Annotated in this window: 21 protein-coding genes; 11 read left to right on the forward strand and 10 right to left on the reverse strand. The window is 50.7% G+C overall.

The features are described from left to right. The 6 genes from ACESMK_RS04265 to ACESMK_RS04290 form a co-directional block, all read right to left on the reverse strand. A complete protein-coding gene (locus ACESMK_RS04265; protein ID WP_372995614.1) occupies nt 1-1,101 on the reverse strand; it encodes a phytanoyl-CoA dioxygenase family protein in 1,101 nt (366 codons plus the stop codon). 3 nt (nt 1,102-1,104) lie between these two features. Next, entirely contained in the window at nt 1,105-1,926 is an 822-nt protein-coding gene (locus tag ACESMK_RS04270) for an arylamine N-acetyltransferase (RefSeq protein WP_372995616.1), read from the reverse strand. Next, nucleotides 1,904-2,632 carry a polysaccharide deacetylase family protein gene (locus ACESMK_RS04275; protein ID WP_372995618.1) on the reverse strand — a complete coding sequence of 243 codons (729 nt, stop codon included), beginning with the start codon at nt 2,630-2,632 and terminating at the stop codon, nt 1,904-1,906. The genes ACESMK_RS04270 and ACESMK_RS04275 overlap by 23 nt, the downstream gene beginning before the upstream one ends. 62 nt (nt 2,633-2,694) lie before the next feature. Further along, nucleotides 2,695-3,519: a hypothetical protein gene (locus tag ACESMK_RS04280; RefSeq protein WP_372995620.1), complete on the reverse strand. Its 825-nt coding sequence runs from the start codon at nt 3,517-3,519 to the stop codon at nt 2,695-2,697. Nucleotides 3,520-3,650: 131 nt separating this feature from the next. Further along, the gene (locus tag ACESMK_RS04285; RefSeq protein WP_372995622.1) at nt 3,651-4,196 is read right to left on the reverse strand and encodes a TIGR00725 family protein; all 546 of its coding nucleotides are present in this window, start codon (nt 4,194-4,196) and stop codon (nt 3,651-3,653) included. Between the two features lie 944 nt (nt 4,197-5,140). Next, complete coding sequence (locus ACESMK_RS04290) at nt 5,141-6,061, reverse strand: ADP-ribosylglycohydrolase family protein (protein WP_372995624.1); 921 nt, start codon at nt 6,059-6,061, stop codon at nt 5,141-5,143. A gap of 133 nt (nt 6,062-6,194) precedes the next feature. On the opposite strand from ACESMK_RS04290, the gene ACESMK_RS04295 reads away from it, so the two are divergent. From ACESMK_RS04295 to ACESMK_RS04345, 11 genes are all read left to right on the forward strand, one after another. Next, the gene (locus ACESMK_RS04295) at nt 6,195-7,082 is read left to right on the forward strand and encodes a metallophosphoesterase (RefSeq protein WP_372995626.1); all 888 of its coding nucleotides are present in this window, start codon (nt 6,195-6,197) and stop codon (nt 7,080-7,082) included. A gap of 68 nt (nt 7,083-7,150) precedes the next feature. Then, entirely contained in the window at nt 7,151-7,378 is a 228-nt protein-coding gene (locus ACESMK_RS04300) for a hypothetical protein (RefSeq protein WP_372995628.1), read from the forward strand. A gap of 315 nt (nt 7,379-7,693) precedes the next feature. Next, on the forward strand, nt 7,694-7,984 hold the full coding sequence (locus tag ACESMK_RS04305; RefSeq protein ID WP_372995630.1) for a hypothetical protein: 291 nt from the start codon (nt 7,694-7,696) through the stop codon (nt 7,982-7,984). 960 nt (nt 7,985-8,944) lie between these two features. After that, entirely contained in the window at nt 8,945-9,103 is a 159-nt protein-coding gene (locus ACESMK_RS04310) for an ATP-binding domain-containing protein (RefSeq protein ID WP_372995632.1), read from the forward strand. Between the two features lie 79 nt (nt 9,104-9,182). Continuing rightward, nucleotides 9,183-10,985 carry a hypothetical protein gene (locus ACESMK_RS04315; RefSeq protein WP_372995634.1) on the forward strand — a complete coding sequence of 601 codons (1,803 nt, stop codon included), beginning with the start codon at nt 9,183-9,185 and terminating at the stop codon, nt 10,983-10,985. 1 nt (nt 10,986) lies between these two features. Further along, complete coding sequence (locus ACESMK_RS04320) at nt 10,987-12,111, forward strand: AAA family ATPase (RefSeq protein WP_372995636.1); 1,125 nt, start codon at nt 10,987-10,989, stop codon at nt 12,109-12,111. After that, entirely contained in the window at nt 12,108-13,343 is a 1,236-nt protein-coding gene (locus ACESMK_RS04325) for a DUF2201 family putative metallopeptidase (RefSeq protein WP_372995638.1), read from the forward strand. The genes ACESMK_RS04320 and ACESMK_RS04325 overlap by 4 nt, the downstream gene beginning before the upstream one ends. A gap of 98 nt (nt 13,344-13,441) precedes the next feature. Beyond that, on the forward strand, nt 13,442-14,362 hold the full coding sequence (locus tag ACESMK_RS04330; protein WP_372995640.1) for an ADP-ribosylglycohydrolase family protein: 921 nt from the start codon (nt 13,442-13,444) through the stop codon (nt 14,360-14,362). A gap of 7 nt (nt 14,363-14,369) precedes the next feature. Continuing rightward, on the forward strand, nt 14,370-15,326 hold the full coding sequence (locus tag ACESMK_RS04335) for a WYL domain-containing protein (protein WP_372995642.1): 957 nt from the start codon (nt 14,370-14,372) through the stop codon (nt 15,324-15,326). A 257-nt stretch (nt 15,327-15,583) separates the two neighbouring features. Further along, nucleotides 15,584-16,504: a DNA methyltransferase gene (locus tag ACESMK_RS04340; RefSeq protein WP_372996053.1), complete on the forward strand. Its 921-nt coding sequence runs from the start codon at nt 15,584-15,586 to the stop codon at nt 16,502-16,504. Continuing rightward, complete coding sequence (locus ACESMK_RS04345; RefSeq protein WP_372995644.1) at nt 16,491-17,264, forward strand: DNA-methyltransferase; 774 nt, start codon at nt 16,491-16,493, stop codon at nt 17,262-17,264. The genes ACESMK_RS04340 and ACESMK_RS04345 overlap by 14 nt, the downstream gene beginning before the upstream one ends. Here the strand turns inward: ACESMK_RS04345 and ACESMK_RS04350 are convergent. From ACESMK_RS04350 to ACESMK_RS04365, 4 genes are read right to left on the reverse strand one after another with little or no spacing between them, the layout of a single operon-like run. After that, nucleotides 17,257-18,261 carry a 4Fe-4S binding protein gene (locus tag ACESMK_RS04350; RefSeq protein WP_372995646.1) on the reverse strand — a complete coding sequence of 335 codons (1,005 nt, stop codon included), beginning with the start codon at nt 18,259-18,261 and terminating at the stop codon, nt 17,257-17,259. The genes ACESMK_RS04345 and ACESMK_RS04350 overlap by 8 nt on opposite strands. Next, a complete protein-coding gene (locus ACESMK_RS04355) occupies nt 18,254-19,936 on the reverse strand; it encodes a hypothetical protein (protein WP_372995648.1) in 1,683 nt (560 codons plus the stop codon). Before ACESMK_RS04355 ends, ACESMK_RS04350 begins: the two co-directional genes overlap by 8 nt. Before the next feature lie 43 nt (nt 19,937-19,979). Continuing rightward, the gene (locus ACESMK_RS04360; RefSeq protein ID WP_372995650.1) at nt 19,980-23,180 is read right to left on the reverse strand and encodes a UvrD-helicase domain-containing protein; all 3,201 of its coding nucleotides are present in this window, start codon (nt 23,178-23,180) and stop codon (nt 19,980-19,982) included. Next, on the reverse strand, nt 23,177-25,816 hold the full coding sequence (locus ACESMK_RS04365; RefSeq protein WP_372995652.1) for a PD-(D/E)XK nuclease family protein: 2,640 nt from the start codon (nt 25,814-25,816) through the stop codon (nt 23,177-23,179). The genes ACESMK_RS04360 and ACESMK_RS04365 overlap by 4 nt, the downstream gene beginning before the upstream one ends. Nucleotides 25,817-25,829: the final 13 nt, after the last annotated feature.

Below are 25,829 nucleotides of genomic sequence, written 5' to 3' on the forward strand. Positions count from 1 at the left end.
TCAGCTCGTCCGATATAAGCTTAAAGTTAATTGGTCCCATTCCGCGTACGCACTGTTGAACACGTTACGGCTTCGATGGCGTTCGTACGCTGATGCACTGATCCAGACACGCTCTACCAACGACAAGCAATCATCAAAATTAGTGTGACCTACTCCAGAAAGCTCCATGGCGAGTTTGTTCCTGAGAGCTACATCGGACAGCAGTTGGCCCAACGTCCCATCCGTGTTGGATCGTTCTCTGACAAAGTTCTCGATACGCTGACGCGCGTTGAACATCCCTGTTTGCGTTTCCACGCCATTGTGATCATTTTCCTGGCTATTACCATGTCCTTGCTCACGCATACCGAAGATTGGGAACTCATCCTCATTAAGAAGCTCTCCGGCCGATACCGTTACCTGTTGATTCAACGGATGCCAACTTGCCTTTTCCGGTCGATAACGGGTCTGCTCGGGGATCCAAAGTGCCAGGTGAGCGAGCCTGGAGTTAAACGCAGAGGTCGGCTCACTCCGGTGCCATGTCTTACTGTTTAGAAGCACTACATCGCCACGACGAACCGGGATTACAGTTACATTTGCAGAATCGAATTCACACTCGCTTTGCATGAAGTCCACAGGTGCAGATGCGGCATGACGATGAGAGCCGGCAATCACCTGCAGGCAACCTTCTGTAACGCCTACATCGTCTGTTGCCAGCCATGTTGATAGTCCCGTTCGGCCAACTGGCCAGAACATGGAATCCTGGTGCCAGGGTATGAGCCCGTTGCTGCCTCCGCGGTCCTTGCGAATAAAATGATCATGTAGAAGGCGAACACCATTGAGACCAAACCCCCAAGCTGCGATAGGGGCAAGGTGATCTTCTAGCAGCTGAAGAAAAAAGGGGGATTGCTTCCACAAATCTCTCCACTGACTGATCACATCGAGGTATTGCGACTTATCGACACCAATATCTTTCGAATAGGTGTCGACCATTGCGCTCCAATTCGCTTGGATTTTGTCCACGGTATCGGCGCTTATCAGCCCTCGCAGACAGACAAAACCATGACGCTCATAAAATGCAAAAGCTTGCGTGTCCAGACGTGTAAAAAACTGTTTATTGAACATATATCAAGCAGGTAGGGCTTCGATAGATTGAAAATACAACTTCACTAATCTCTCATCCTTGAAATAGGTTCGTATCCATCGGCTCACAGCATCATGGCCGAGTTTTTCCCAAGAACCGGGAAACCTGGCCACCATGTTGTCCCGCAAGATATAGCCGTTCTCCAGCTCCCATCGATTGAGTCTGATATGTCTCAAGAAAGGGCCAAAGGAGGGATCGCTATAATGAAGCAATCTCATTTCGTCAAAACGCGAGTAGTGGACGGGTGTCAGGCATACTTCCTGATTGCAGATGGTTTTCTCTTTGCCCAGGACATCCTGATAGATCTTCGCCCATTCTCCACCCGGCTCCAGTCGATACCGAAAGCCGGCAAATTCTTTAGCTATGGCCCTATCAGTCGCAAGCGGCATTAAGTAGGGAAAACCATTGGCAAGATCAATCCAAAACAGGCGATTTTCAATCCACACGCCGATAGCGATATGAGAGTCTGGTCGGCCGAGCATTGTACTTGTGAGTAGTACAGATCGGAATCCGAGCTGATGAAGAAAAGCGCAAACAAATGGGTTGATCGTCGTGCAAAGGCCACCTAGCCCGCTGAGCATGTCCTCGATTATTTCGTTCCATGCAGGTGCCGCTCGAGGTCGAGTTAACATGGTAAGGTTTTGAAACGGAATACGGCAATAAATCGCCCGGATCAAGCGAACCAAGTAAGCCTTCGATGGAGGTAATGCAGGAACACCCAAGAGCCTTAAAAACGCTCGGGCCTCAATAGGCGATACGCAGCCCTCCAAACCTGATTCATACCTACTGTTTTCGGAGATAGTCATCGAGTACCGCACTAATCTGATGAGTTTCTCTTAACCAGAAACGCCGAATAATTTGGTCTTGCTTGTACGGTTTGTCCACTCCAAAACAATCGTAGACATTCAGAAGCGAGTTAAGAGCTCTTTTTGATGGCGCCTGCCCGTGCGGAAAACAAGCGCCTGTTGGACGAACACCAGTCAGGCCATAGAGCCAATTTTCCGACTCCCTCAACTCCCAAGCCAACTCTTTCCAACGCAGACAGCTCCAGATGCGATGCGTCACACCGTGCAAGCCCATCTGAATTCCCAAAGCCGAGTACTCTTGGAGGTCCTCCTCACTTAGAAAAAGATCAGGACTACATCGATCTTTCTCTATCGCAGCTACTCGTCGTCTCCAGTACCGGTAGCGCTTTGGTGTCAGACGCCGGATTATTCTTCTTAGTCGCACCAAGTCAAGCTCGGAATACTCTTTGGGGCTGGCCTTCAACTGTGCGGCAAAGTCATCCGTGACAGAAAAATTCTGTTGGACATAAGTCTTCACGGGAAACAACCACGCGCACCCATCACGCTCGATAATACGATCAAAAGCCCATGAATTATCCGCATAGCCGTCATCAAAAGTCAGACACAGAGCCGGCTGCTTTTTTTCTGGCCTACGCGTCACCAGAGGCAGCCCTCGTCGTTGCGATTCGTCGAGCAACATTTCGAACTGTCTCTGGCTGATTGCCATACCCCGCTCAGAGTAGTAGCAATCCGCATTCAACTTCGGAAGTATGCGGTGAAGCATGATCGTCAACATACAAGAGCTTCAGTCATGCTGAATATCCGCGCCCCATCAGGGTGGCTGAAATCATAGAAGTGCTCAACCTCCAGGCTATCGCTGCAAAGCTGATAGAGCCCGGTTTTAGTTTCGGAAGGAGCTCCCCTCAGCCAGCTGGTTCGACTAGAGATCTCCTGGATGGCAGTAATACCGATAAAGAGCTTGCCGCAGGAAAAGTAGAGGCCTCTGCACCAACCGTAATGGGGGTCATCGTTAAAAAGTGACAGCCGATGCCGGAAATGCAGCTTACCGTCAGTGTTAGTGTCAGCGGAGTATATATTTCCGTCTACCGAAGTAATCCACAGATTGCCTTTAAACAGGCAACCGTCATGCGGTGGCTGCTTCAAAACCTGGCTGATGGGCTGCCAAGTTGCGAGGTCAATGTAAGCTCGATGGACGAGGCTGCTCGCGACATAACGCCCGTCTGGGAGCTTTATTGCGTAATTAACATGATGCCGATCCGGTAGTCTGCGCCTACAAAATGGTATCAAAGCGCTGGCCTCGTCAAAGTAACTACCTACCACCTCGTAATTACCCACGACCCTTCGAAGCCACTCAGTTTCGCTGATGCCAGACCATCGATATTTAGGAGTCAGGTCCTCGGCCAATAACTCGACCGCATCCCGTCCGGTATTCGTCACAAGAATACCTTCACTCGTGCTAGTCACAGAATGCAGATCGTTCATGTCGTCAACTGTGCGACACTCAACGACCTCTCCGGAAGCATTCAGAAGCAATACTCGATTAAAATCACAGATCACATAGTGAGAATCGTTCAATCGATCAATACCCGTCACGCCCTTTCCTTGGACAGGTCGGTTTGATGGCGAGAGAGTTTGCCAGCGGAAATGACGACGAGACAACGTGTCGACAATCCACAATTCGCTCCTAGGGCGTCCCTCGAAATAGCTTATGGGAACAATTAACTTCATCTTTGCAGGTGGCCACTATTGATGGCACCGTAAGTCTTATCCGACTCCATCAACTCCCTCAGTATCTGGCGACACTCATCAATTGAATAGGCATGTCTGATCGGCGTTGAAGCTCGATCATCGAGATAATCATCTGCTTCCAGCCTGTCAGTCCAACCACCACCACCATGTAGCAAAATCGTGGCTCGACCAAGCTGGCTTGCTAACGCCAATTCGCTCAAAGTGCCGGCGCCACCACCAATAGCGATAACAACCTTGGCACTCGCAACTACCAATCCATTCCGACTTACGTCCAAGCCTGTCGGTATAACAATATCTACCCAGTCATTTGCGGTTGCAGGATCCTGCCCTGGCAAGATGCCGACTGTTACACCGCTGCTGGCCACCGATTTGAACCCTCTGCATGCATCTTCCATCACTCCCTGCAGACCTCCGCATATGAGCGAAGATCCCTCCTGTGCAATCAAGGCACCCACAGATTCCGCGAGCTTTCGTTGCTGATTATTACTGCCGGCAGAACCGATAACTGCAACTTGTTTCATAATCATCCTGAATAATTCAAACAATGCAGGTTGCAAGCGCCCCCACCAAGTCACTGTCAACTGCGGGCACGAACACTAAAGCAACGCACACGGGTGTCGCAAGCGCGCACAGTCCCATAAAAAATCCCACTCGAAACTCTCAAAGCCGCTTTAAATTACCAGAAGGCGCACTAGCACGTCGGACGTGCGCAGATGAAACGTCCAGCCCTGGGAAATTAAGAAGTTTCTCCCAACAGAGCTTTTGGCCTCGCAAAGTTAGTATGCCAGATCAGAGGCTTGGCCTCCCTGCAAAGAGATCAAGGCCTCAGCCCGAATTCGACTGATTCCAGTCGTCCGAGGTTCCAGAGAACGCCCTGGATTCTTGGAGATTACGGGGCATGGAAAGATCGGAGGCTTCATATTAACCAGCACTAATCAATATAGCCCGAGAAATAATGAGATCCGAGCGTAGATATGAAACGCCACGTATTTAACAGTATTTGGCTAATTTAGAAGCGCGATATTTAAAACTTATTACCAGTTTTTCATAAACCTACTTTGCAGCAAGTATTTTCCTGATCAATATGAATCGCTATCTTAAGCAGGGGTTGTACTGTTAAATACCGCGTGAAAAACAAGAGTCCTAATTCAGACGTTAAATTGAGCAGCAAGGGCCGCACTAAAGCAGGTCACTCCGTCCTGCGAATCGTGTCTCTCAAAACATCATTCGCTCACTCCCAACGACGCCAAATCAAAGACCGCCCCATAGAAAAGTTATCCATCGGGGCAATCCAGGCTCGGTCATGCACGCAAAAAACACCGTTTACCGTCAATTTCCCTTCGAGGATCTTGCTAAGCTCCGTATAGACAAACTGGAGATTCGAGCAGAAATGCGTACACAAATGATTCGAAAAGATTGGCAAGCTGGTGCCGGCGGAGTTCAGAATCCGGCGCCAATGGTTGAGTCAGAGGTACGTTGCTCGACCTATGCCTTGGCTTGCCAAGGCCATGGCCATGGATTCAACCCTCTCACGCCAAACCAGTTTCTCCAACCATCGGGTCGGAATAGCCTCAACTCCCCAAGCCGCTCCTGCGATCTGTCCCGTAACGGCTCCAACTGTATCTGCATCATCCCCAAGATTGACCGCAGTAATCAGAGCATCCTCAAAACACTCCGAGTGATAACAACTCCAAAGCGCAGCCTCCAGGGTATCGATCACGTAACCACTCGACGAAATTTGATCTCGGGTGAAATGGCGGAAAAATCCACGCTTTATTCGTCCGATAGCCATGCCTCGCTCGTTGGTATCCGGTAGATTTTCCAGCAGCTCTTTCAGATCTGCCCCTTCACGAAGTTCCCAAAGAATTGTCCCCAGTAGTTCTGCCCCATCCAGGCAATCCCCACTCGCATGGGTTGTTCGAGAACTATTGATCGCATACTCCACCGCGGTCTCACGGTCGCCAGCAGCGATCACTGCAGGAGCCAATCGCATGATTCCACCATTGCCGCTGGAGAACGGATTGTCCGTGCCGGCAAAGCTCACTCCAGTGTGCGAAAACCGTCGCAGCGCATCGCGCGTCGTATTCCCGATATCAAAACAGTTTCCCTGGCAGGCCATATAGCCATCGTTCATCCAGCGAACGTAACGCTCCAGTTGATCCGTAGAATCAAATCCTCCGCACTCGACCAGGCTCTTGGCAAGGCAGAGCGCCATCGCGGTGTCATCGGTCCACTCACCCGGCTTCACCTTAAATGCTCCACCCCCTGTCATTTCCGTGTGCAGCGGAAAGCTGTCGCGGCGGCGGAATTCAACCGTGGTTCCCAGGGCGTCTCCGATCGCAAGTCCTAGCAACGTGCCTTTATGAAAATCGTTTCTCTTAGCCATCTGCGTCTCCTCATTCGCTGAAACCAGATTAATGCCCCGGCGCGTCAGAATAAGTCGCATCGAGAAACTCAATGGGTGCGACTCAGATTGACGCATCGCTGCGCCATACTGATTACCAACTGAGGAGATACCTATGACGAATGCACAAACACCTGCGACTACGTACGACATAATCGGGGACGTACACGGGCATTACGACAAACTCATATCGCTTCTGAAAAAACTGGGATACGAAAAGCAGGAAGGGGTTTGGCAAAAGCCCAATCACCTGGCGGTGTTCGTCGGCGATCTGATTGATAAGGGTCCGAATGCCGCTGCCGTTCTCACCACCGTAAGAAGCATGGTCGACGCAGGCTCAGCCACGCTGGTCGTTGGCAACCACGAGTTGAACTGGATTCACGATGCGGCCGACCATACCGGCGACGTAATGGCGTTCCTGGACGCCACAGAAAGACATCACAGCCGTGTTCAACTGACTGAAGCGTTCAAGTATGAGCCAAACCGACTGATCAGCCTGTTTGAGTGGCTCCGCGACCAACCCGTTTACATCGACGAGCCCGAGCTGCGGGTTGTTCACGCCTGCTGGGATGAAGAGGCGATTGCGTGTTTGAAAAAAACCGGCATTACCTGCCTGGATCATAAAGGTCTGGCGGCCTATCGAGACACCTATTCGGATCTGCACCTTGCACTGGATAGGGTCGTCGCAGGTTGCGCGCATCAATTCCCTTCCAGCCTCGCCCATAATCCAGGATTCCGCAGCAAACGTTTCCGGATCCAGTGGTGGCCCGAAAATCGTGCTGAGATAAACCCGATAGAAAGCGACGTTGTGCCGGTCCAGATTGAAGGACCCAAACCAGATAGCGCTCCGGTGTTTTTTGGCCACTACGCAATGGTAGGAGAGCCCGACACGCTCGGCGCTAATGTAGCGGGCGTCGACTATTCCGCAGCCTATGGTGGAAAGCTCATTGCCTATCGCCATACCACAGGCCAACCTCTTGCTCGGGAACACTTTGTTACCTAAAGGATATTCGAGCGAGGGCCCGCCTCTGCTAGTCTGTTTCGCCAGAGCAAACTGACACGAATTTCGTTTTGGCTAAGCCGATCCCTCCCTTTGAATTAATAGAACAAGACGCCCTTCCAAACAGCGAACGCAGGGGTCTCCTGCACCTGAACGAACTCAAATTTTCCGTTCTTCAGGTTTACTTCAGCCTGCCGTTGATGCGAGAAAAAAATGCGGCGACCTTTCGCAGCGAAGCCGGATTTATTCTTTTTCATTCAGCTCAAGGTATACTGACTTGGGCGACTAAAGGTGGGTGAATTTGCTATTGGAATCGCCAAAGCTTTTCCTAGAACAAATCCGGACTCCATTACGAGATCTACGTGTCCGAGGGAGTTTTCGCCAAACAGAATTCCATTCTTAACTTCAAGCCCCGCTCCGGAGACCTGCAGAATAATCTAGGCTACGGCCGCTGGTACGAGTGCGAGACTCCAGGATTCCGCTTGCCGAGGTTGTGCATGATGGAGAACGTCATTGAGTGTGAAGAAGCCCCAAAGCCTCTCACGGAAAAGACGCCTGTAGCTAAGGAGCTCGGCTTTGCCCGATACCAAATCATTCAGTAAGGAAGTCTGATTATGGCTGTGAGTGAACGACCGATTGAAGAGGTGATTGCAGAGCTTGGATTGCCTCCGGAATCCAAGTTTATGGGCTATGTGGTTCACCTACCTAACGAGGATGAGTTCTTGGCTTTCCTCAAGGAAACGAGCACGGCCATCAAACGCGGCTTTGTGAAATCCCCTTCGGGGGCCAAGGTTTACCAGTCCTACAAGCGGGCTTTGCGCGATGCCGGCAAGTGCAAACAGAAAGCGGAACCGAACCTGTTGTTCGATATTGGTAACCACCTGGCCGCTGTCCCAGTCGACTAAACATTCACGCCTGGTTCCGTAGCATTGAACGTTGTATGTGTCCGCGCACTACTACGTCTTTCCTTGGATGGATCGAAATCTTTCGCTTTAGTTTGGATTGAACGGGATAGTCGGCATAGGCAGAACCATTGATTCGATCGCTTATTTCCTCTCGTTTTCCTACGACAATGACTTGGCTGGAGCCATGAGGGCAGCAACCCTTGTTTGTGTAATCACGTTTCCCCTATGTCTCATATTTTGGTTTGGTGGGCGCCTTCTGGTGGAGGGTATTGAGGATCGAAAAAGAGAACAAGAAGCGCAGAAAAGCGCTGAAGAACGAGAGGAATTGCTTAAAGAAGTGGGGAAAGATCCTACGTATCGGGTGTTTGTGGAGGCTCTTGCGCGAAGCGTCAATGTACGTCTCCCGCCCATTCCCGAATACTTCTCTGTGGACAGTGGTCAGCAGAATAAATCGCCACCCGGCATTCTCAGTCAGCCCTAACCAGCGGCGGCGGGGAGAGCGACGCCCCAACCAGCAGAAATGTCGGATGGTCACCACCTGGATGCAGACCTTCGAAAACGCATCGTTTCGATTCTCAAGCGGTATCCGGAGAAGTTCTAGGAATACGAAAACCGGATTCAGGTAGACGCACTCCTTCCTTCGGAAGAGTATGTACTAGTTTTCTTGATGACCGCCTGTTGCAAATTGAGCCGCTCACGAATTCGTCACAAGGTCGACATTCCATTAGACAGGGCGCCGATCGAGAAAATTCTGAATCATCTTGGGGGTTTCTCGCGGAAAAGATTCACTGGTCGTTCGCTCCCAATCAGGAAAGTCTGCATATCGAACGCACTTTGAACCAAAGACATACCATGCCATTTGATTCTTGGCGTGGATTGCGATAGTTCAGGGTCGATTTCGGATGGCTGGAAGATCGGCCGTAACCGTTCAATGCAACAGCATTTCCGGACGAAGATTTCGTGGTCAGCACCATCAGCAGTTACAAAGGGCTCCAATCGCCGTTCGTCTTTCTAGTCGATATGGACAGTGGCGATTTCGCTTCCCGAGAGGACCTTTGGTATGTCGGCGCAACCCGTGCAACTGTTGGGCTACAGACGTTCGCTAAAAAGGAAAATTAAACGAGGCAATCCCGTAGCGTCATAGATTGTCGCATCAATTCCCCATACTTGTTTCACGTTGGCAACCAAGGGGGATTGAATGACCAGCTATCAAAACTACATCACCAGAGATACCGCAGGCGGTGCCAGCATCGCCAACTTCCCGGGCGCCGTCCTGGAAATCGATGAACCCGATGTATTTGCGCTGGACATTCTGGATGCGCCTAACCTGGAGACCATCCATCTCAAACGATTGAAATCCCTCAAACGCCCGCATCTGGTGCTGAGCAATCTTCCGAGACTTTCCCAGGTTGCACTGCCCTCGGGGCATCCGGGCGCAATCGTGCACTTCCACTCTGAAAAGCAACCCGAGCCCTTTGTCATCGCCGGTGCTATCAGCGAATTTGATGGCGCATGGGAAAACGTTCAGACACGTTTCGAGGCATGTCCACAACGGCAACATTGGAGCCGGCTTGTTTTCTGTACGCCTGAAGATGGCATTGCAGAGCCTGCAGGCCAGGGCCTGGTGATTATTACCGGGAACATGCCTGCTACCAGTGATCAACTGACTCTGGAAGCGAATAACGACTGGCTTATAGCCAACACCGCGGGGCTACGACACGTTCAAATCAACACCTCCGGAAAGGTGATGCTGCAGCAGGTACCGAACCTGCGCACAGCCAATAGTTCGGGCCACGGACTGACGTTGGATGTCTACGATGCGCCCTCACTAAAGCGGCTCGCCGGTGCCGGCAATCGGTTTGTGCTCTACCAAAAGCAATCCGCCGGGGAGCTAACCATTGCAGACAACTGGCAACATGCGCGCATTCACAGCAAAACGCTGGAGACTCTGAACTTTCAGAACGGAACCAGCCTCGCCCTGCATCACTGCAATGCCTTAGCAAAGGTGAACCTCGCGTTGGGTATGGATGTGCAGTGTTTTGGCGCTCTCCCCACGCCCTTGATGGCGAAAGCGCGGTTCTTCTTTGACGAATCCTCACTGAACACGTGTATGGAACGCTTCAAGAATGGCGAGGGTGCCCAGCTTGCCGGAATACTCACTATCCTGGCGAACGCCCATGAACGAGAGCAGGTAGTGCTGAGTCTCCAAAAAATCCGGGAGCTATGTGACCTGGGCGTTGCCCCGCAACTTGTCTGGCAGACCCGTCGGGAACTGGCGGCCAGGCACCGTAACAACCGTGGCAAAAACAAGGGAGCGAAGCGCCCGTTCAATGAAGCTGCCGTCGCCAAGGCAGACCTGTACTGGCACTGGAAATTCCCGGAAGACCTGGCGCCCCAGGGCTGGGAAGCCGATCTTGCAATATGGCACCACTGTCAGTCGACCGTGCGCGCCGCAGCGGAATATGGCGACAACATCGCCCTCACCTGCAGTGACGACGTTGCGCTCGAAACGCTTCTTCGCATGGCGGCTGATGACCACCGGAACAACGCATTATTCCGCCTGGCCATTCGCTGTATGAAGGAATACGTCAGCCGCGATGATGACTTTCTCCTCAGCCGCAACCGAAGCCAGCAACGGGACCCAACCTTGCGCATCGTCCGACTACTGATTGGCTCGCGAGCCTCCCAGGAGGACAAGCGCACCGTGATCGGATTCCTGTGCGACATCCTGCCGCTCGAAACACTGGTGAAATCCGTTCCGCCGATCGTCCATCTGAGCCCAGGCCTGTTTCGGAGTCAATTGATGAGCCTCGCCCGAAATCCGGATAGCTGGTTCGCGGCCCGAATCGGTCGTCGTCCGTTCTTCAGACAGGACGACAAGGTCAGCGAATACCGGCAACAGCTGATGCAAATCGCCCTGGCGCCCTGCACTCGTGAGGACGAAGAAGATGAGGCGATCGAGACCGACACCAACTACCCACTATTCCAAGGAGAAGCCTGATATGAGCGAACGTAACCACACCACCCGCTACGCCACACCCAGCCAGATCTACGGCATTCTACAGCATCAATTGCAGCTGCTGGGTGAACAATCGGACATGGCCCACCAACTGCCGCCAGTGATGCTCTGGGGGCCGCCCGGCGTTGGCAAAAGCTCCATCATCCGTGACGTATGCGAAAAAGCCGGTGTCGCGTTCATTGATATCCGGCTGTCACAGCGGGAACCGGTCGACCTTCGCGGCCTGCCGGTTCCGGATGGGGATTCCGTGAACTGGCTGATCTCCGGCGAATGGCCTCGCGACCCGGAGAGTCGCGGCATTATCCTGTTCGACGAAATCACGGCGGCGGACCGGTCTTTGCAGGTTGCTGCCTACGAACTGATTCTCGATCGCCGCCTGGGCAACCTTTACAGCCTGCCCGATGGCTGGCTCGTGGTCGCGGCCGGCAACCGCGCCGAGGACCGCGCCGTTGCGCAGACGTTTTCCAGCGCCCTGGCCAACCGTTTCTGCCATCTGGATGTCGAGGCGGATCTGGACAGCTGGTGCCAATGGGCTGCGGCCAGACAGCTGCATCCGGACGTCATCGGTTTCGTACGCTTCCGGCCCGAATGCTTCTTTAACATGAACGGAAACATCGAACAGGGGTGGCCGAGTCCACGCAGCTGGACCCGTGTCGCCAGCATTCTCGAACACGCGGGCGACAGCCTGAATGAGGATACGCTGAGCCTGATGATTCAGGGACTGGTTGGCAGCGCAGTAGCAACCGAGTTCCTGGCATTCCGCCGCTGGAGCAAGGAATTGCCGGACGTACCGGCCATGCTACGGGGGGAGTGCCCTGTAAGCATTCCAGAACGCGCGGATCAGCGTTTTGCTTTCTGCAGCAGCCTGGCCCATCACCTATGGAAAGGCCCCGAGAATCGTCTGCAGGAGCGCCTGGAGCGCTTCTTCGCAATCAGCGGTGAACTGACATCCGATTTCGCCACCCTGGCGCTGTTGGATGCCACCGCCGCTGAAGGCAATTCAAAACAAGAGCAGCGGGCAATGGATGTGTTTTGCCATCCAGCTTTCGAGGCTTGGAGCAAAACCCATGGCAAGGTCTTCAACCAGCACATGGAGAAAGTGGCATGAGTGCGCTGAAAGAGAGCGCCACCCTGCTGCCGTCAGAGGAGGACCAGGCTCTCAAAAAGACCATGCGCAAAGCGTGCGAACAGGATCGTGCGCTGATGATGACGGCCCAACCCTTTACCGCCATGTTGGCCATGCAGCTCAACCTGATTTCAGTGGTCGACAGCCGCCTGCTCACCGCGGGAACCGATGGTAAAAACATCTTCTTCAACGCCCGGTTTATGGCCAAGCGCAGCGAGGCGGACCGTCGCTTTATCATTGCCCACGAAGTCTGGCACTGCGCCATGGGCCACTTCCGGCGCCAACTGGGCCGGGATTCAAAGCTTTGGAACCAGTCCTGCGATTACGAGGTAAACCACATCCTCAGTGCCGAGCTCAGCCACTGCCCGACTGACGCACTTTGGGACAAGCGCTTTCGGGATCTCTCCGCGGAAGAAATCTACGCCCGCCTCCTCCACGGGGTAGAGCAACCGAGGCGGGGGCAAACGGTTCTGGATACCCATGACCTCGATACTGCCCTGAATAAACATTCCGGAGAGCTGGTAATGGATCCGGACTTCCAGCCGGAAACGCCGGCAACTGCGCAAGATCAACAGTCATTGGGTGAATCCTGGCGTCAACGCTTGATTGCCGTGGCGCAGCAGCGGGACCGGTTGCCCGGAAACCTTCCGGGACACCTGCGCCGGATCGTTGATCGGATCCGCGAACCACAGGTTCCCTGGCAGCAAATGCTCGCCCGCTTTCTGCAAAAACAGCAAGGCGGGGACAGGCAATGGTTACCGCCCTCACGCCGGCACATTCACCGGGGGCTATACCTCCCCAGTCGAAAAGGAAGCTTCCTGGAACTCACGGTGGCCTTAGACAACTCCGGCAGCTGCATCAATGACGTTCCGGACTTTCTGGCCGAGCTCAAAGGCATCCTGTCGTCCTTCAACCGGGTGAGCCTCCGTTTGATCGTCTTTGACACAAGAGTACAAAGCGACGAGGTCCTCACGGAACAGGATTTGTACCGACTGAACAAAATGGAAATCACCGGTGGTGGCGGAACCGATTTTCGGCTCGTCTTTGAGGCGTGCAGTGAACAGTCGCCGCAAGCACTGATAGTTCTGACCGACGGATGCGCGCAAGCCCCGGAAACGCCGCCCGCCTACCCGACGCTCTGGGTCCTGACCAATGATGGCCGCAGCCCGACAAATTGGGGCGACGTCATTCATCTGAATGACAATGCGGCTTAGAGAAGCTCGCAATCTGGCGTTGCTGGCCGATATGGGCGGATATCCGTAAACTGGCGAACTTAACAACGCTTCCAATCACACAGGCAACCGGATACTCCATGACTCTCAACGAACGCGCCATCGGCGGCTTGCTGGCGCTGGCATGCGGTGATGCACTGGCCAACGGCGTGGAATTCAGCCCCCGTGGCAGCGCTGACATCAAAGACATGAACAGCACCCGAAGATACTTGCCTATGGGCCAGTGGTCGGACGACACGGGGTTAGCGTTGTGCCTGGGAGAGAGCCTGGTTGCCAGGAACGGTTTTGATGCGGCCGATCAAATGCGCCGCTACGAGGGCTTTTACGACCGCCAGGAAGGCTGGCCCAGTGAACTGGCTTTGGCGCCAGGCAATACCCTTGGGGCGGCCCTAAAAAAGTTCAAACACACCGATGAACCCTTTGCAGGATCCACACACCCGTTGGCGGCAGGAAACGGTGGCTTGATGCGCCTGCTTCCAGCAGTACTCGCCGCGCATCCGGACCTGGAACTTATCCGCCTTTGGGCAAGAGAATCCACCAGGACCACCCACGGTGCCGAAGAGTGTCTGGAGGCCAGTGAGTTACTGGCAATGATTATTCATCATCTGCTGCTTGGAGAACCCAAAAACCAAGCCCTCGAAGCGGGAAAAGACGAAGCCTGGAAGAGCAAAAAAATCACGACACTGGCCCAGGGGGATTATCTTCAGAAGGCCGGTGCGCTGATCAAAGCTAAAAGTTACGTGGTCGATACTCTGGAGGCAGCGCTATGGTGTTTCGGTACAACAGACTCGCTTGAAGCTGCGCTGCTCGCCGCCGCGAATCTTGGGGATGATTGCGATACTGTCGCGGCGATCACCGGGCAGCTGGCCGGGTGCCATTACGGGCTCAACGCCATTCCGGCAGACTGGCTGAATGTGCTGATGGAAAAAGACCGCATAGAACAGTTGGCCCAGCGTCTGATTGAACTGACCCCCGATACAACCGCCAATCCGGAAGGCTGACTTTCCCATGAGCGATCAGCTGAGACGGCAAATCGAGATCCTGAAGTTGCTGCCCCGCCCCGGCCTGGCCAAATCAACCGGGGATATTCACAAAGAGCTAAAAGAAAGGGACCACGCTTCTTCCAAGCGCACCATAGAGCGCGACCTGGAAAACCTGCTGGAAGTGTTCCCTATGTCTGTCCACAAGGAGAGCAAACAGGGTACTAACGGCAGAACCAATTACTGGCACCTCACATCCCTGAAAGGCCTGCTGCCGGAAACCCTGCTGAACGACAACGATGCCGCCCTGGCACTCACGATGCTCAAACAGCAGGCCTACAATCGCCTGCCGCGCAGCGTGGTAAAGCGTCTGGATTCGCTCTGGCAACAAGCCACAACGACGGCAGAGACCGACAGGAGAGCACAACAATGGATGCAGCTCATACAATACCTTCCGGACCCAATGCGGCCGGAGTCTCCGCCCATTGACGGGGATGTGCAAAACACCATTGAAGAAGCCCTTGCCAGCTCGGATGCGCTCGACCTGACCATCGCAACACTGGACGGGGAAACCAGGCTCGAAGGTCTCCTCCCCCTCCGACTGTTACTCCAGGAAGAAATACTCTACCTACTGGCGGAATACCCCAGTGCACCGAATATGGACGAGAGTATTCAGCTGTTACCCCTGCACAGAATCACCAAGGCCGAAGCTCGCCTGAGTTTTGATGACAGTTCGCTGGAGCCAGATCTCGCCCAATCCTTCGCCCTCGGAATGGAGGACAACTTACGGTTGATAATCCGGGTGAGCAGACCGCTAGCAGAAGCCTTATTCAAGCGTCCTATTGGTCGTGGGCAAAACATAAAAGGTGATTCAGCAACACCTGGACACTACATAGTAACAACTTTCATAGACCAAAGCCCTCAGCTTAACCGTTGGCTCGCCAGGCGAAATGGAACAGAACTCGAAATTATCGAGCCGAGATAATTAGGTCCTGATCGATTGACTTTACATGTGACATAGGTAACATCGATATCGCAACTTTACTGGATGGATGTACAGCATGAGCATAGGGCAAAGTGGAAGGATCGTGGTAGAAATCGACCCTGAGATTAAGAGACAACTGTACAGTCAACTGACCGCTAACGGTCGAACATTGAAGGACTGGTTCTCTGAAGCCGTGGCTGCCTATATCGAAGAAAACCAGCCAAACACAACATCAGGTAGGTAAAAGCGAATTGAATATGACCTTAGGCCAAAAGCAAAATAATTCTCCTGAAACAAACGATCCTACGTCTGAAGAAGTGCCAGAAAACGCGCTCAACGAAAGGAAAGGAAAGTACGATCCAAGGAACAAATTGAATGACTTAACATCCAGTGAGTGGATCCCCGAAACAATCTCAGTTTGGAACCAAAAGGGACTCGGAGCGAAGCATCCTGACGTAAAAATTGAAAAGCAGCACCCCGCTCCTTTTTCATTTACAGATGTAGCCAGGCTGATTCGATTTTTTACGAAGCGCGGAAATGTAGTGCTAGACCCATTTGTCGGAATTGGCTCGACCCTAAAAGCATGTGCACTTGAAGGTCGCCGAGGAATTGGAATCGAATTAAATCCGAATTATGCAAAACTCGCAAGAGAACGGATTGAAACTGAGGTTGAATCGTTTGAAAGCGTGGAGGATCAAACTGTTCTAGAGGGCGACTCTAGAACTATCATTGATCAACTAGATGACAATAGCCTTGACTTTATAGTCACCAGTCCACCCTATTGGAATATTCTTCATAAAGAAGATCATAAGGTAAAGCAGGAAAGAAAAGCACACAACCTTGACACTAAATACAGCGACAATGAAGTCGATTTAGGCAATATAGACGATTACAATACTTTTCTGGATGAGCTTACAGCTATATTTGCAAAGTGCGTACGCCCACTAAAACCTAAAAAATACATGGCTATCGTGGTAAGCGATTTCCGAGACAAATCAAAGTATATAATGTTTCACGCGGATTTAGCACGAAAGCTAGAACCACTCGGCTTGGAGATGAGAGGGTTAAAGGTACTATATCAGAGGCACAAACGTATTTTCCCATACGGCTATCCTTATGCCTATGTTCCAAACATACACAACCAATATATATTGATACTTCAAAATGCTAAAAATTGATACCATCTACAATGAAGATTGCATCGAAGGAATGAAAAGAATCGACTCAGGATCTATCGATCTTATCATTGCCGACCCTCCCTATAACTTGAACAAGAACTTCGGTATATGGGATGAAACCAAGAATAAAGAAAATTGGTTGCCATGGTGTAAACTTTGGTTGGACGAGGCCAAACGGGTTTTAAGTGATGATGGAAGCATATTTGTGTATGGCATTCATCATCACCTTTGTTGGCTCCAATGCTACATGTATGAGATCGGCCTGAAATACAGACGCCAAATAATTTGGCACTATGAGAATGGCTTTTCAGGTTATAAAAATACTTTGTCTGCCCACTACGAGCCTATCTTATGGTTTTCGAAGAGCGACAAATATACATATAATCCAATCAGAGAACCCTACAAGAGCAAAGAAAGACTTAAGCATAAAATTACGAAAAATGGCAAAGTATGGACACCACACCCAGATGGAAGGCTAGCGGGAGATGTCTGGTCATTCCCGACTTTGGCCGGTAGGAGATTTCGAGATGAAAAGGTAGATCATCCAACACAAAAGCCTCTCAGCATCTCTGAAAGGATCGTTAAACATTTCTCTAACGAAAATGACACTATTCTTGTCCCATTTGCGGGAAGCGGTTCAGAATGCGTCGCAGCAAAAAAACTAGGACGTAGTTTCATTGCATTTGAAATCAATAACGATTACATCGAAACTGCCAATGATAGACTATCTTCCGCTTTACAAATTGAAGCGGCTATTTAGCCGCTTCAATTAAATTACAGCTTTCTGGGAGATTTAACTTTCGTCCCAATGATTTTTCCACAGCATTTCTACCCGAAGTGTTCTGGGCACTTAGGAAAAAATCATCGACGATTAATTCCGAATTATTCCATAAAAGAGTTAAAATCCCAGCCAAAGGAACAGTCAATATTCGGACACCGGTGACGCGCTCTATATCGTCGATTAGCTCCCAATATTCAGTCCTTTTATTAGGCAACTCAGTCAATACTATGATCCCAGTGACAAGCTCTTTATCCACATCATATCTAGAACAAAATACAGCAACGTCATCTAAAATATCCCTTGGAGAATCAAGATTCGCAAGTGTCTCTATCTCTACCAGATAAAACCTTGTCCCAATCCTTGATATCGCATCCATTCTTAAGTTTACGTCGCCTTGCCTAGTTAAGTAGGTCGGAACCCCTAACTTTGACATGGCTTTTGTAATTAGACGGTTAATCGTTAAAGTTTTGGATTTAGACTTTAAAATCCCGCTAATCACAGATCGCAAGAATTTTTCACTTTCTACCTCAAAGTCATCATAAGAAATTATTTGAAAGTCACTAAGACTTACACGATCAGCTACACTACTAAGCGAGTCGCGCGCGTTGTTTGCTGACACAACATTATTCTCATTAAACTTCAACGCACCAATGGGACAGGAAACAACACAAAGACCACAGGAGATACAAGAGTCTCCTACGACTATACTCTTATTTTCGATCTCAATAGCATCAACAGGGCATAATTTTTTAGTCTGAGATACTTCCAGAACATCGAAAACGTCATCATCTATCTGAGCATTTATACAAAAAATATCATGACACAGAACACATGGCGAATCTAAAACCTCACCATTATCGAGAGTTAATTCTCCATATTCAGTCCTATCTACCTCATGTTTTACCTCAGATGGAGATTCGTTATTTTTGAACCAATAGCCCGTCAAAGATTCTTTTACCTTTAGTATTTCAGACATCGATCAGGCCCCGTTTGCACGTAAATTCCGAAAAATCAACACTCTTATCTTCTTTTATGCACCTAATAGCCATGGTTAACAATGACTTGATGCCAAATACGGCTATAGATATTCCGTAGACTTTGTATATATCCTCAACCAGCTGGGCAACCTCAGCCCTCTCGTTTGGGAGATAGAATCCAACTACCATACTTGAAGTGTCTGGCTCATTATTTTCAGACTGCCTTGACTGTAGAATTATTTTATTTTCGAGCGCTTGCCTTACTGCCTTTACTGAAACATTTATCTCCTCTGCCGGAGATTTTATTTCAATTGGGATCGAATCTCCGTCGCTTAATATAATTGCATCCCACCTGCGAGAATTCACTCCATGAGGCGAAACTTCACATTTCAACCCAACAATCGAAAATAGTTCGGCTACAAGAGGATAGAAATCATCCTTGGAATATGAAATAAAAGAGTTTGCGAGATCGCCAACAATGGAATCAATATCAATACGACTATTTTCTTCCAGAATACTACTTATCGTTCGACTAAGTTTGTTATCGAAGTCTTTCAAAGACCTATTTTTAAATTCAATCTTGTTATTCAGATTTTGAACGAACTCAGCATCATCAATTTTTTCTGGCGAATACACACTCTTTCGATGCGAGTGCGGTCGCTCATTCCCGAAAATCTCATATAATTTTTTTGAGGACAACACCTGAAATGGAGAAAATACAGTCATTCTATCGTCAAAAAAACGTCGCTCAACAGCACAGGGCCTACTTACTTCAATTTTATTATCTGAAATATCGAACCCAGACTCAAAAAGCATTCTGTAGAAAGATGTGATTGAGAATTCCTTTTGGGCAGGATCGGGTAGACCTAAAAAATCAATAATCCTCACATCCTTTCGGGACAACATATTCGTAAGAATATCCGTTCCTTCTTCTGTAATTCGATAAGTATGTGTAGTTTTTTCATAATCCTTCTTGTTGCTCTCCGGCTCCGCCCAGCGAAGCCATCTAAGAGCACCAAGGGGAAACCTAGTGTAATTTCCGGCTGTGGTTTTAGTGATTCTTCTATGGGCCAATGTATCATTTAGCTCTGACCGAAATCTCGTTTGGCTTTTTCTCAATGACCTAAGTTGGGAACACATCTCCCGAAACTCTTCCTCACAGGTGTCATTAGACATTGAGAGAGGGCCTAAAATCATCTCATCACGAGACAAAACTCCATCTAAAGCTGACATGGCTTTTAATATTGTCAAAAACGGTCGAAGGTGATGCTGGCCATTTACGGATAAAACCTCATTTGGATATGAAATACCTAAAAAACAATATCCAATTAAAACCTTTTGGTTGGTTGTCGCGTGCGCTATGTGATCGCCCAATAGAGTAAAATTGTAAATAAGGGCCTTTTTTCCTGACTGAAACCAACCTAACATTCTATAAATTTCAGCATACATCTTGCATTGATTGTACGATTTGTCCCTAGACAAATCTTTATTTGAGCCTTTTAGAAGTGCCTCAGTTCCGACAGCTCCTGATGAACTAATCAATCCATTGGGCACTAAAAGCTCTTGCATGTCATGAATTGAAAAGTACTCACTTCGTTCAATATTTTCATATAAAAACATAAAACATTGAACTATGTTATCAAGATCAGATCCTGGATTAGGGAACCTTAGCATCTAGCACCTTTTTATTTAAATTATAGAAATAACTTCGAAATATCTAAATATTTCTAAACTTCGAATCTAATTGACCAGATCTTACCCAATTAATAGAACTTTTTTGTATATTTAACGTCTCACACAGATGACCGTAGGTTAAGAGCTGAATAACATGCTTTCTCCAATCAACTGTATTGTCTGTTTTATGGTCAATCAACCACCAACCACTTCTTCCTTCGATCAGAATATCTATTGCACCACTGATTACTTGGTAATTTGACTTTAAGCCTATTACTTGAACCTCACACTGCCATTTTATTACTCCGCCGGTTTGAGCTTCTATGTGGCGCTTAAATCCTTCGAGATGGGCTGTTATTTCTTGCCTTTGTACATTATCCATTACGCAAACAGGCTTCATCGAAAGGGCCTTGTTCAAGAGCTTCGGTTGCGATAGGTAAACTTGGTACAGGCGGTGTACCCAAACGCCTACCTCGTTGGCGGGCAAGGCAGCGTAAGAATTCAGATTGAGCGAAGGAAAATAAGTTGTTGTTTCGGTGACCGGGACAGCAAAATCAACGGGCTCTGTTTTCAGCGACGGGGTAAATGTGTAATCTGTTTTTTCATCGCGCAACTTTTGATCTATTCGAAGTGCCAATGGAGAAGAAAGGTGTTTTCCGCCCTGTTCGACAAGACTAGCGTCCCTTTGACCTACGAATTTCTCCGAATAGTGATGTTTATTCCCCATCTGCTCCAAAACGTCGATTTCAGATGTGATTAGCGAGAGCATGGAATTATCTTTGCAATCCTCCCAACAAGGCAGTATCACTTGCTCTCGGGCCCGAGTTAGAGCTACGTAATAAAGATTCTTGTTGGTTTCTTTATTCTCTTCGGACAGTAGCCTAGCGAATCTTTCTTTGTTCGCCTGTCCTTCAACATTTGGCAATACCTGAACAAAGCTCTCTTCCAGCATGGAGTCAATGCCAGCAGCTGGATAGGCCATGCTGATACTGGGAAAGCGCGGTTCACTGGCTTTTTCCGCATCCAGCACCATCACGACAGGCCACTCCAACCCTTTTGAGGAATGCCAGGTTTTTAGCACCACGGCATCCTCAGCCTGGGGATCTGCCGTGGGTTGTTCGTCGATGCTGTCTTTGTTTTCGTTGAGCCACACTGGAAAGGTAGATGCGTTTTTGCCGGCAATACCCATTGCGTTGAGGGTTTCTGGTTGTAGCACTTCAAACTCTTCAGCCAGCCCAATGAGCTTTATCAGATTAGCTCGGTACTGAAGCCCTTGCGTGTGGCTCTTCAGAGTTTCGAACAAGCGGGCTTCTTCAATAATTGTGAGCAACTGGTTTTTCACCGGCTGTTTTCGCAATGAGTTAGAGAGCGGCTCCAATAGATCTTTTAGGCTGTGGTTCAAAGCTATTTTAGGATCATAGCTGGCCAAAAGTTCGCTTAGCCTTTCCGTGCTTTGGCCTCCCATCAGTGGTGAGGTGAGCAGATCCAACCAGGCATAGTGGTCCCGTCGATTGTTGAGTGCTTGCAGGGCATTTAATACCCACTGCACCGATTCGCACGACAGGAAACCGGGTTGCTGGATTTGCACTTCTACTCCAGCTTTGCGAAGCGCCTCCGCAAACTTACCTAAGCGGGAATGGCCCCTGGCCAGCACAGCGATGTCAGAGCCGAGGATCGGGCGTTTTTTGCCGCTATGGCGATCGGTAATCTGGGTAGCACTGCCGAGCAATTCCTTGATGTGATTGGCTAGCGCAATGTTGCCTTCAGCGGTGAAACCAGGTTTGGAGCTTTTCGCGCTTGCGTTCAGGTTCCAGTGGTCTTTGCTGAATCGCAGCACCTGTACAGCCGGCAGATCAGACTTATAACCGGCCTTAGGGTCCAGCTCTTGGTATTTGCTGCCGAATAACGCGGTACCCACACCGTTGATGAACTTCATCAATTCGGGGGTGCTGCGCCAGTTGCTATCCAACTCTTTGACTACTCCGGGAGTATTCTCCCCATCGTTCAGCAATTCCGCAAACAGTCGGCTGTCAGACCCCTGAAAGCCCATGATGGATTGCTTGAGATCGCCCACAATCAGCGTGTATTTGCTGCTAGCCTGGAAGCGGCGCAGTAAAGCGTACTGCAGGGGATTTGTGTCTTGGAATTCGTCGATGATCAGGCAATCGTAATCACCTGCAATTTCTTTCAGCCATTCCGGGTTGGCAGCCAGCATGTCGTTAGCCAGGTGCACCATGTCGCCATAGTCGACAAGGCCAGCCTGCTCTTTCGTGTGCTGGTATGCTGCCAGAGTTTCCAGAACACCGTTGATTAAACACTCGATATGCGTCAACGCGTCATTAAGCGGCCCGGGATGAACACTGAGTTTCTCGGCAGCGTTCCAGACCGGTTCGGCCAGATCCGCGCGGGGGTGTTTTTCCCGAATCTTTTTCAGCTTGTCGTCAAATTGCAGGCTTGCCCAGAATTTCCAATCCCGATCCAGCCTTTCCCGCGTGGCAGAATAAATGATGTCGACGAAGGCACGAGTGTCGCCGTTATTCCCCCACTCACCTTTCTCGCGGAGGGTTGTCGGGTCGGGATATTCGGTTTTTACCGCTTCTATGGCGCTCCAAAGCTGATCGGCATAAGGGACGCCATCTTTTTGAATATGGCCATACGTTTTCTTGATGATGTCTTTGGCTTGTCTCAGCAGCGCTTCCGCTTCATCAGAGGTTTCGCTAAACCCTTTGCCAAGTGAACGGAGCTTATTAATGAGCGCGAGGATGGTTTCAGTAAGCTGCTCGTCGGCATCCTGAAAGTCGTCACCCTTGAAGCCTCCGCCATATCCGTAATGCTCCAAGTCATCCAGTACGGGTTGAATGGCCTGCGCCTGATCCATCGCCTTGCGCAACAGAAAATCCTGCTCCTGTTCGGTTAACTGGCGCGGTGCGGGCGATTTACCGGCTTCGTAGGCAAAGGTTTTGAGGATTTCCAGCCCGAAGGCATGGATGGTTGAGATGTTAGATTTCTGCAGCAGGCGAGCCTCGGCCATCATCCCTTCTTTCAAAAGCGCCAAGCGAATACGGGTGCGCATTTCGTTCGCGGCATCGTTGGTGAAGGTAACGGCCAGTACGCGGTCCGCTTTAACAATGCCCTGCTTGATCCAGTCCGCTAGCGTGCTCTGGATAGTGTAGGTTTTACCGGCACCGGCCCCCGCTTTAATCAGTGTAAGAGGCTGGGCAGGCAGAATGGCGGACTGGCTCATGAGTTGCCCTCCTCTTCGCGGGTAAACCGGCTGACAACCGGGCTGTCTGTTAACGCATATGCGGTGATGCCCCGGTCCTTCCAGAACTTCTCGTCAGTGCGCTCGTTAAGCTTGATGTTCCCGTTATTCAGGTCTCTAAGGCGTTCTTGCACCAACTCAACGGCCTCTGCAGATTGCGCGGTCAGGTTCGGCTCAGGCTGCACCACGTTTAATTGATCGCTCGGCTGTAGGGGCTTGTCGGTTAGTAAGGTGGTGTCGTTGAGGGTGAAGTAGCCACTCATCACCTCGCCCGCTTTATTTCCATGCTGGAACAGCTCCCTGTAGATCAGAGTTTGTAGTTCGTAACCCTTTTCAAGCCGTTTCAGGCGGCTGCCGTGCTTGGAGGTTTTATAATCGACGATCAGCGTTTGGTTGCCGTTCGTAAGCACCGCATCGACGAAGCCTCTCAGAGGCGTATTCCAGAGTTGCCCTTGAAGCTCTAGTTCCACATTGGAAATGGTCCAGTTCTCCTGTTTGCACCAGCCGGCGAAGCTGTTTAGAGCACGGTAAATCCTATTGCGCAACCGGGTCCGCTTGAGCCGCCACTGGGGAGAATCCAAAAATGACGCTTCCTCCTGAACCGCCTGATTGAACAGGCGGTCGAACAACACTTCACTCCAGACGTCCTTCTGGTGGGTCTGGAACAGCTCAAAGACTTTATGGGCGATGATGCCCTGCACGGAGATGTCCGGGGTCTGAGGTTCCCACTGCCTCGATTTTATGCCCAGGCGATACAGCAGCCACGCCAGCGGGGACTGCATGAGTTTCTCCAGACTGCTCGGAGATTCCGGTTTCGGCGTTCCATCCTGGTTGACGCGTGCTTGCTGGATCAATTCCGGAGCCAGCTCCAGGTCTTTCAGTTTTGGCGATTCCGGTTGTTCCAGCTGAATGGTTGTTTTGCGCAGGAGTGGGTGTTCAGCCTTGAGTACCGGTTGCTCCAGGCTTTCAGGATCGAGCTTTTCAAGGGGCTGAATGCACAGCGCCATATCCAGGAGGGTCTCGCTCGGTTCCAAGGCGCCGCCCTGATGATCATTCATGGAGCGCAAGAAGGTCACACGACTATCGGCTCTTCGCATCAACTCGGAGAATTCATCTTCCCACCGTTTCTGACTTTCTTCCACAGTGGGAATGGCAAGGCCTGAAACCGTTGCCAGTTGATCCCAGCTCTCCCGAGCGATGGGGCCAGTGGCTTCCAGCTGGTAGGCGTAATGTCCCTGGTTAAAGCCCAGAACAAAGAGTTCGTCCACCTGGAATGGCAGAGGCTCACCTTCCCGGATGATGTTGATGGCATGCAGGTAGCGAACCCGGTCTTCCTGGGACTCCAGGGTGGCGACCGGGATTTGCCGGATGACGTTGCTGATCTGCTCGATAAAGGGCTGGCCGCTATACAGCCCCGTTAATCGGCGTGTGTTATCGAGCAAAGTCCTCATGCGCTTTTTACCAAGGCCTTTCATCTTCGGACCCTGGGTGTTTTCAGCAATCTCTTTGATCCAATCGAGCACCGCAGCTGAGCTCGGCTCCGGCGTTGTTAGAAGAAGCCGGAGCATGGCCCTCTCCTGCTCGCTGGGCTCGTTGCCAAGTGTCAGCTCATCGCCTTTACCGAACCGCTCCGCCAGCTTATGACCAACCCCTGGCGCCCAGGGCATGAGCGGATTGATGATAGCGCTCATCATGGCCATCGGAATGTCTGGCTGAACAAGGCTAGTCAGGAGGTCATGAATCAGTGAGGACTGCCAGTCGAAGACACCCGACTCCGGCCGAAGGTTGCTGGCGATCAGGCCGGCGTACTCAAAGTGTTTTTCCAGCCAGAGCTCGTAATCGCCGCCCTTGGGTACGACGACGGCAATCCTCTCCGGCTTCATACCCTGCTCGACCGCTGCCTGCACCATGGATGTGACGGCTTCTACCTCTTGAAGGTGATCACGGCAGGTGAGCCAGTGCAGGTTTTCAAGTTCCATTGGGGCTTTGTCCGAATGGAACAAAGTATTTGCGAACTTCTGAATCGGGCTATTTTCATTCTCCGGCGTTGGTGAAGGTATAAACCCGTACTTATCCGGCTCCGGCGTCATCCAGCCTTTTGTGCGCAGTATTTCCAGAACCTGGCGCTGCCAGGGGTACAGGGATTTTTCAGGCAATCGCGGGTAAACGTAGATCGGCTCGATGCAAAGCTCTTCGTGCTCTTTGACCCATTGCTCAGCCAATTGATCCGTGTCTGGTCGTTCTTCGAGTCGCCGAACAAGGGCAACAAGGTCATTGTAATAGCGCTGGTTACGATTGGCCGGGGAAGGTACCGCCTCGGGTCGGGCGCCGAGCGGCGAATGGTTGAGCAAAAATGTAATACTGGCTTTCAGTTCCGCAACGGTTGCAGGCTCATCCACCCGGATACTTTTGGCCCAGAACGCATTCTCCATGGCGAGGGCCTGCTCCTGCAGCGCGACGTTCCAGTCCAGCTCACTGGGCTCTATCAACCACAGCTCTGCCAGAGTCTCCAACAGAACAGAAAAGCTGCCGACCTTGGCGCCCATGGTATTTCTTTGGGCTAGCGCGAAGCGGGTTTCACTGGCGGTTAATGCATCAGGGACCAGCAAGAAGTCCATTTCTTTTCCTTAT

The sequence above is a fragment of the Marinobacter sp. genome (genome assembly GCF_041687235.1).
In the GTDB taxonomy this organism is placed as follows: Bacteria; Pseudomonadota; Gammaproteobacteria; order Pseudomonadales; family Oleiphilaceae; genus Marinobacter.

Coding starts and splice junctions, on each gene's coding strand:
- ACESMK_RS04305 (WP_372995630.1), top strand. CDS start 7,694: ATGGCTGTGAGTGAACGACCGATTGAAGAGGTGATTGCAGAGCTTGGA.
- ACESMK_RS04350 (WP_372995646.1), bottom strand. CDS start 18,261: ATGTCTGAAATACTAAAGGTAAAAGAATCTTTGACGGGCTATTGGTTC.
- ACESMK_RS04335 (WP_372995642.1), top strand. CDS start 14,370: ATGAGCGATCAGCTGAGACGGCAAATCGAGATCCTGAAGTTGCTGCCC.
- ACESMK_RS04270 (WP_372995616.1), bottom strand. CDS start 1,926: ATGACTATCTCCGAAAACAGTAGGTATGAATCAGGTTTGGAGGGCTGC.
- ACESMK_RS04315 (WP_372995634.1), top strand. CDS start 9,183: ATGACCAGCTATCAAAACTACATCACCAGAGATACCGCAGGCGGTGCC.
- ACESMK_RS04360 (WP_372995650.1), bottom strand. CDS start 23,180: ATGAGCCAGTCCGCCATTCTGCCTGCCCAGCCTCTTACACTGATTAAA.
- ACESMK_RS04365 (WP_372995652.1), bottom strand. CDS start 25,816: ATGGACTTCTTGCTGGTCCCTGATGCATTAACCGCCAGTGAAACCCGC.
- ACESMK_RS04295 (WP_372995626.1), top strand. CDS start 6,195: ATGACGAATGCACAAACACCTGCGACTACGTACGACATAATCGGGGAC.
- ACESMK_RS04285 (WP_372995622.1), bottom strand. CDS start 4,196: ATGAAACAAGTTGCAGTTATCGGTTCTGCCGGCAGTAATAATCAGCAA.
- ACESMK_RS04275 (WP_372995618.1), bottom strand. CDS start 2,632: ATGGCAATCAGCCAGAGACAGTTCGAAATGTTGCTCGACGAATCGCAA.
- ACESMK_RS04265 (WP_372995614.1), bottom strand. CDS start 1,101: ATGTTCAATAAACAGTTTTTTACACGTCTGGACACGCAAGCTTTTGCA.
- ACESMK_RS04320 (WP_372995636.1), top strand. CDS start 10,987: ATGAGCGAACGTAACCACACCACCCGCTACGCCACACCCAGCCAGATC.
- ACESMK_RS04340 (WP_372996053.1), top strand. CDS start 15,584: ATGACCTTAGGCCAAAAGCAAAATAATTCTCCTGAAACAAACGATCCT.
- ACESMK_RS04355 (WP_372995648.1), bottom strand. CDS start 19,936: ATGCTAAGGTTCCCTAATCCAGGATCTGATCTTGATAACATAGTTCAA.
- ACESMK_RS04290 (WP_372995624.1), bottom strand. CDS start 6,061: ATGGCTAAGAGAAACGATTTTCATAAAGGCACGTTGCTAGGACTTGCG.
- ACESMK_RS04345 (WP_372995644.1), top strand. CDS start 16,491: ATGCTAAAAATTGATACCATCTACAATGAAGATTGCATCGAAGGAATG.
- ACESMK_RS04330 (WP_372995640.1), top strand. CDS start 13,442: ATGACTCTCAACGAACGCGCCATCGGCGGCTTGCTGGCGCTGGCATGC.
- ACESMK_RS04325 (WP_372995638.1), top strand. CDS start 12,108: ATGAGTGCGCTGAAAGAGAGCGCCACCCTGCTGCCGTCAGAGGAGGAC.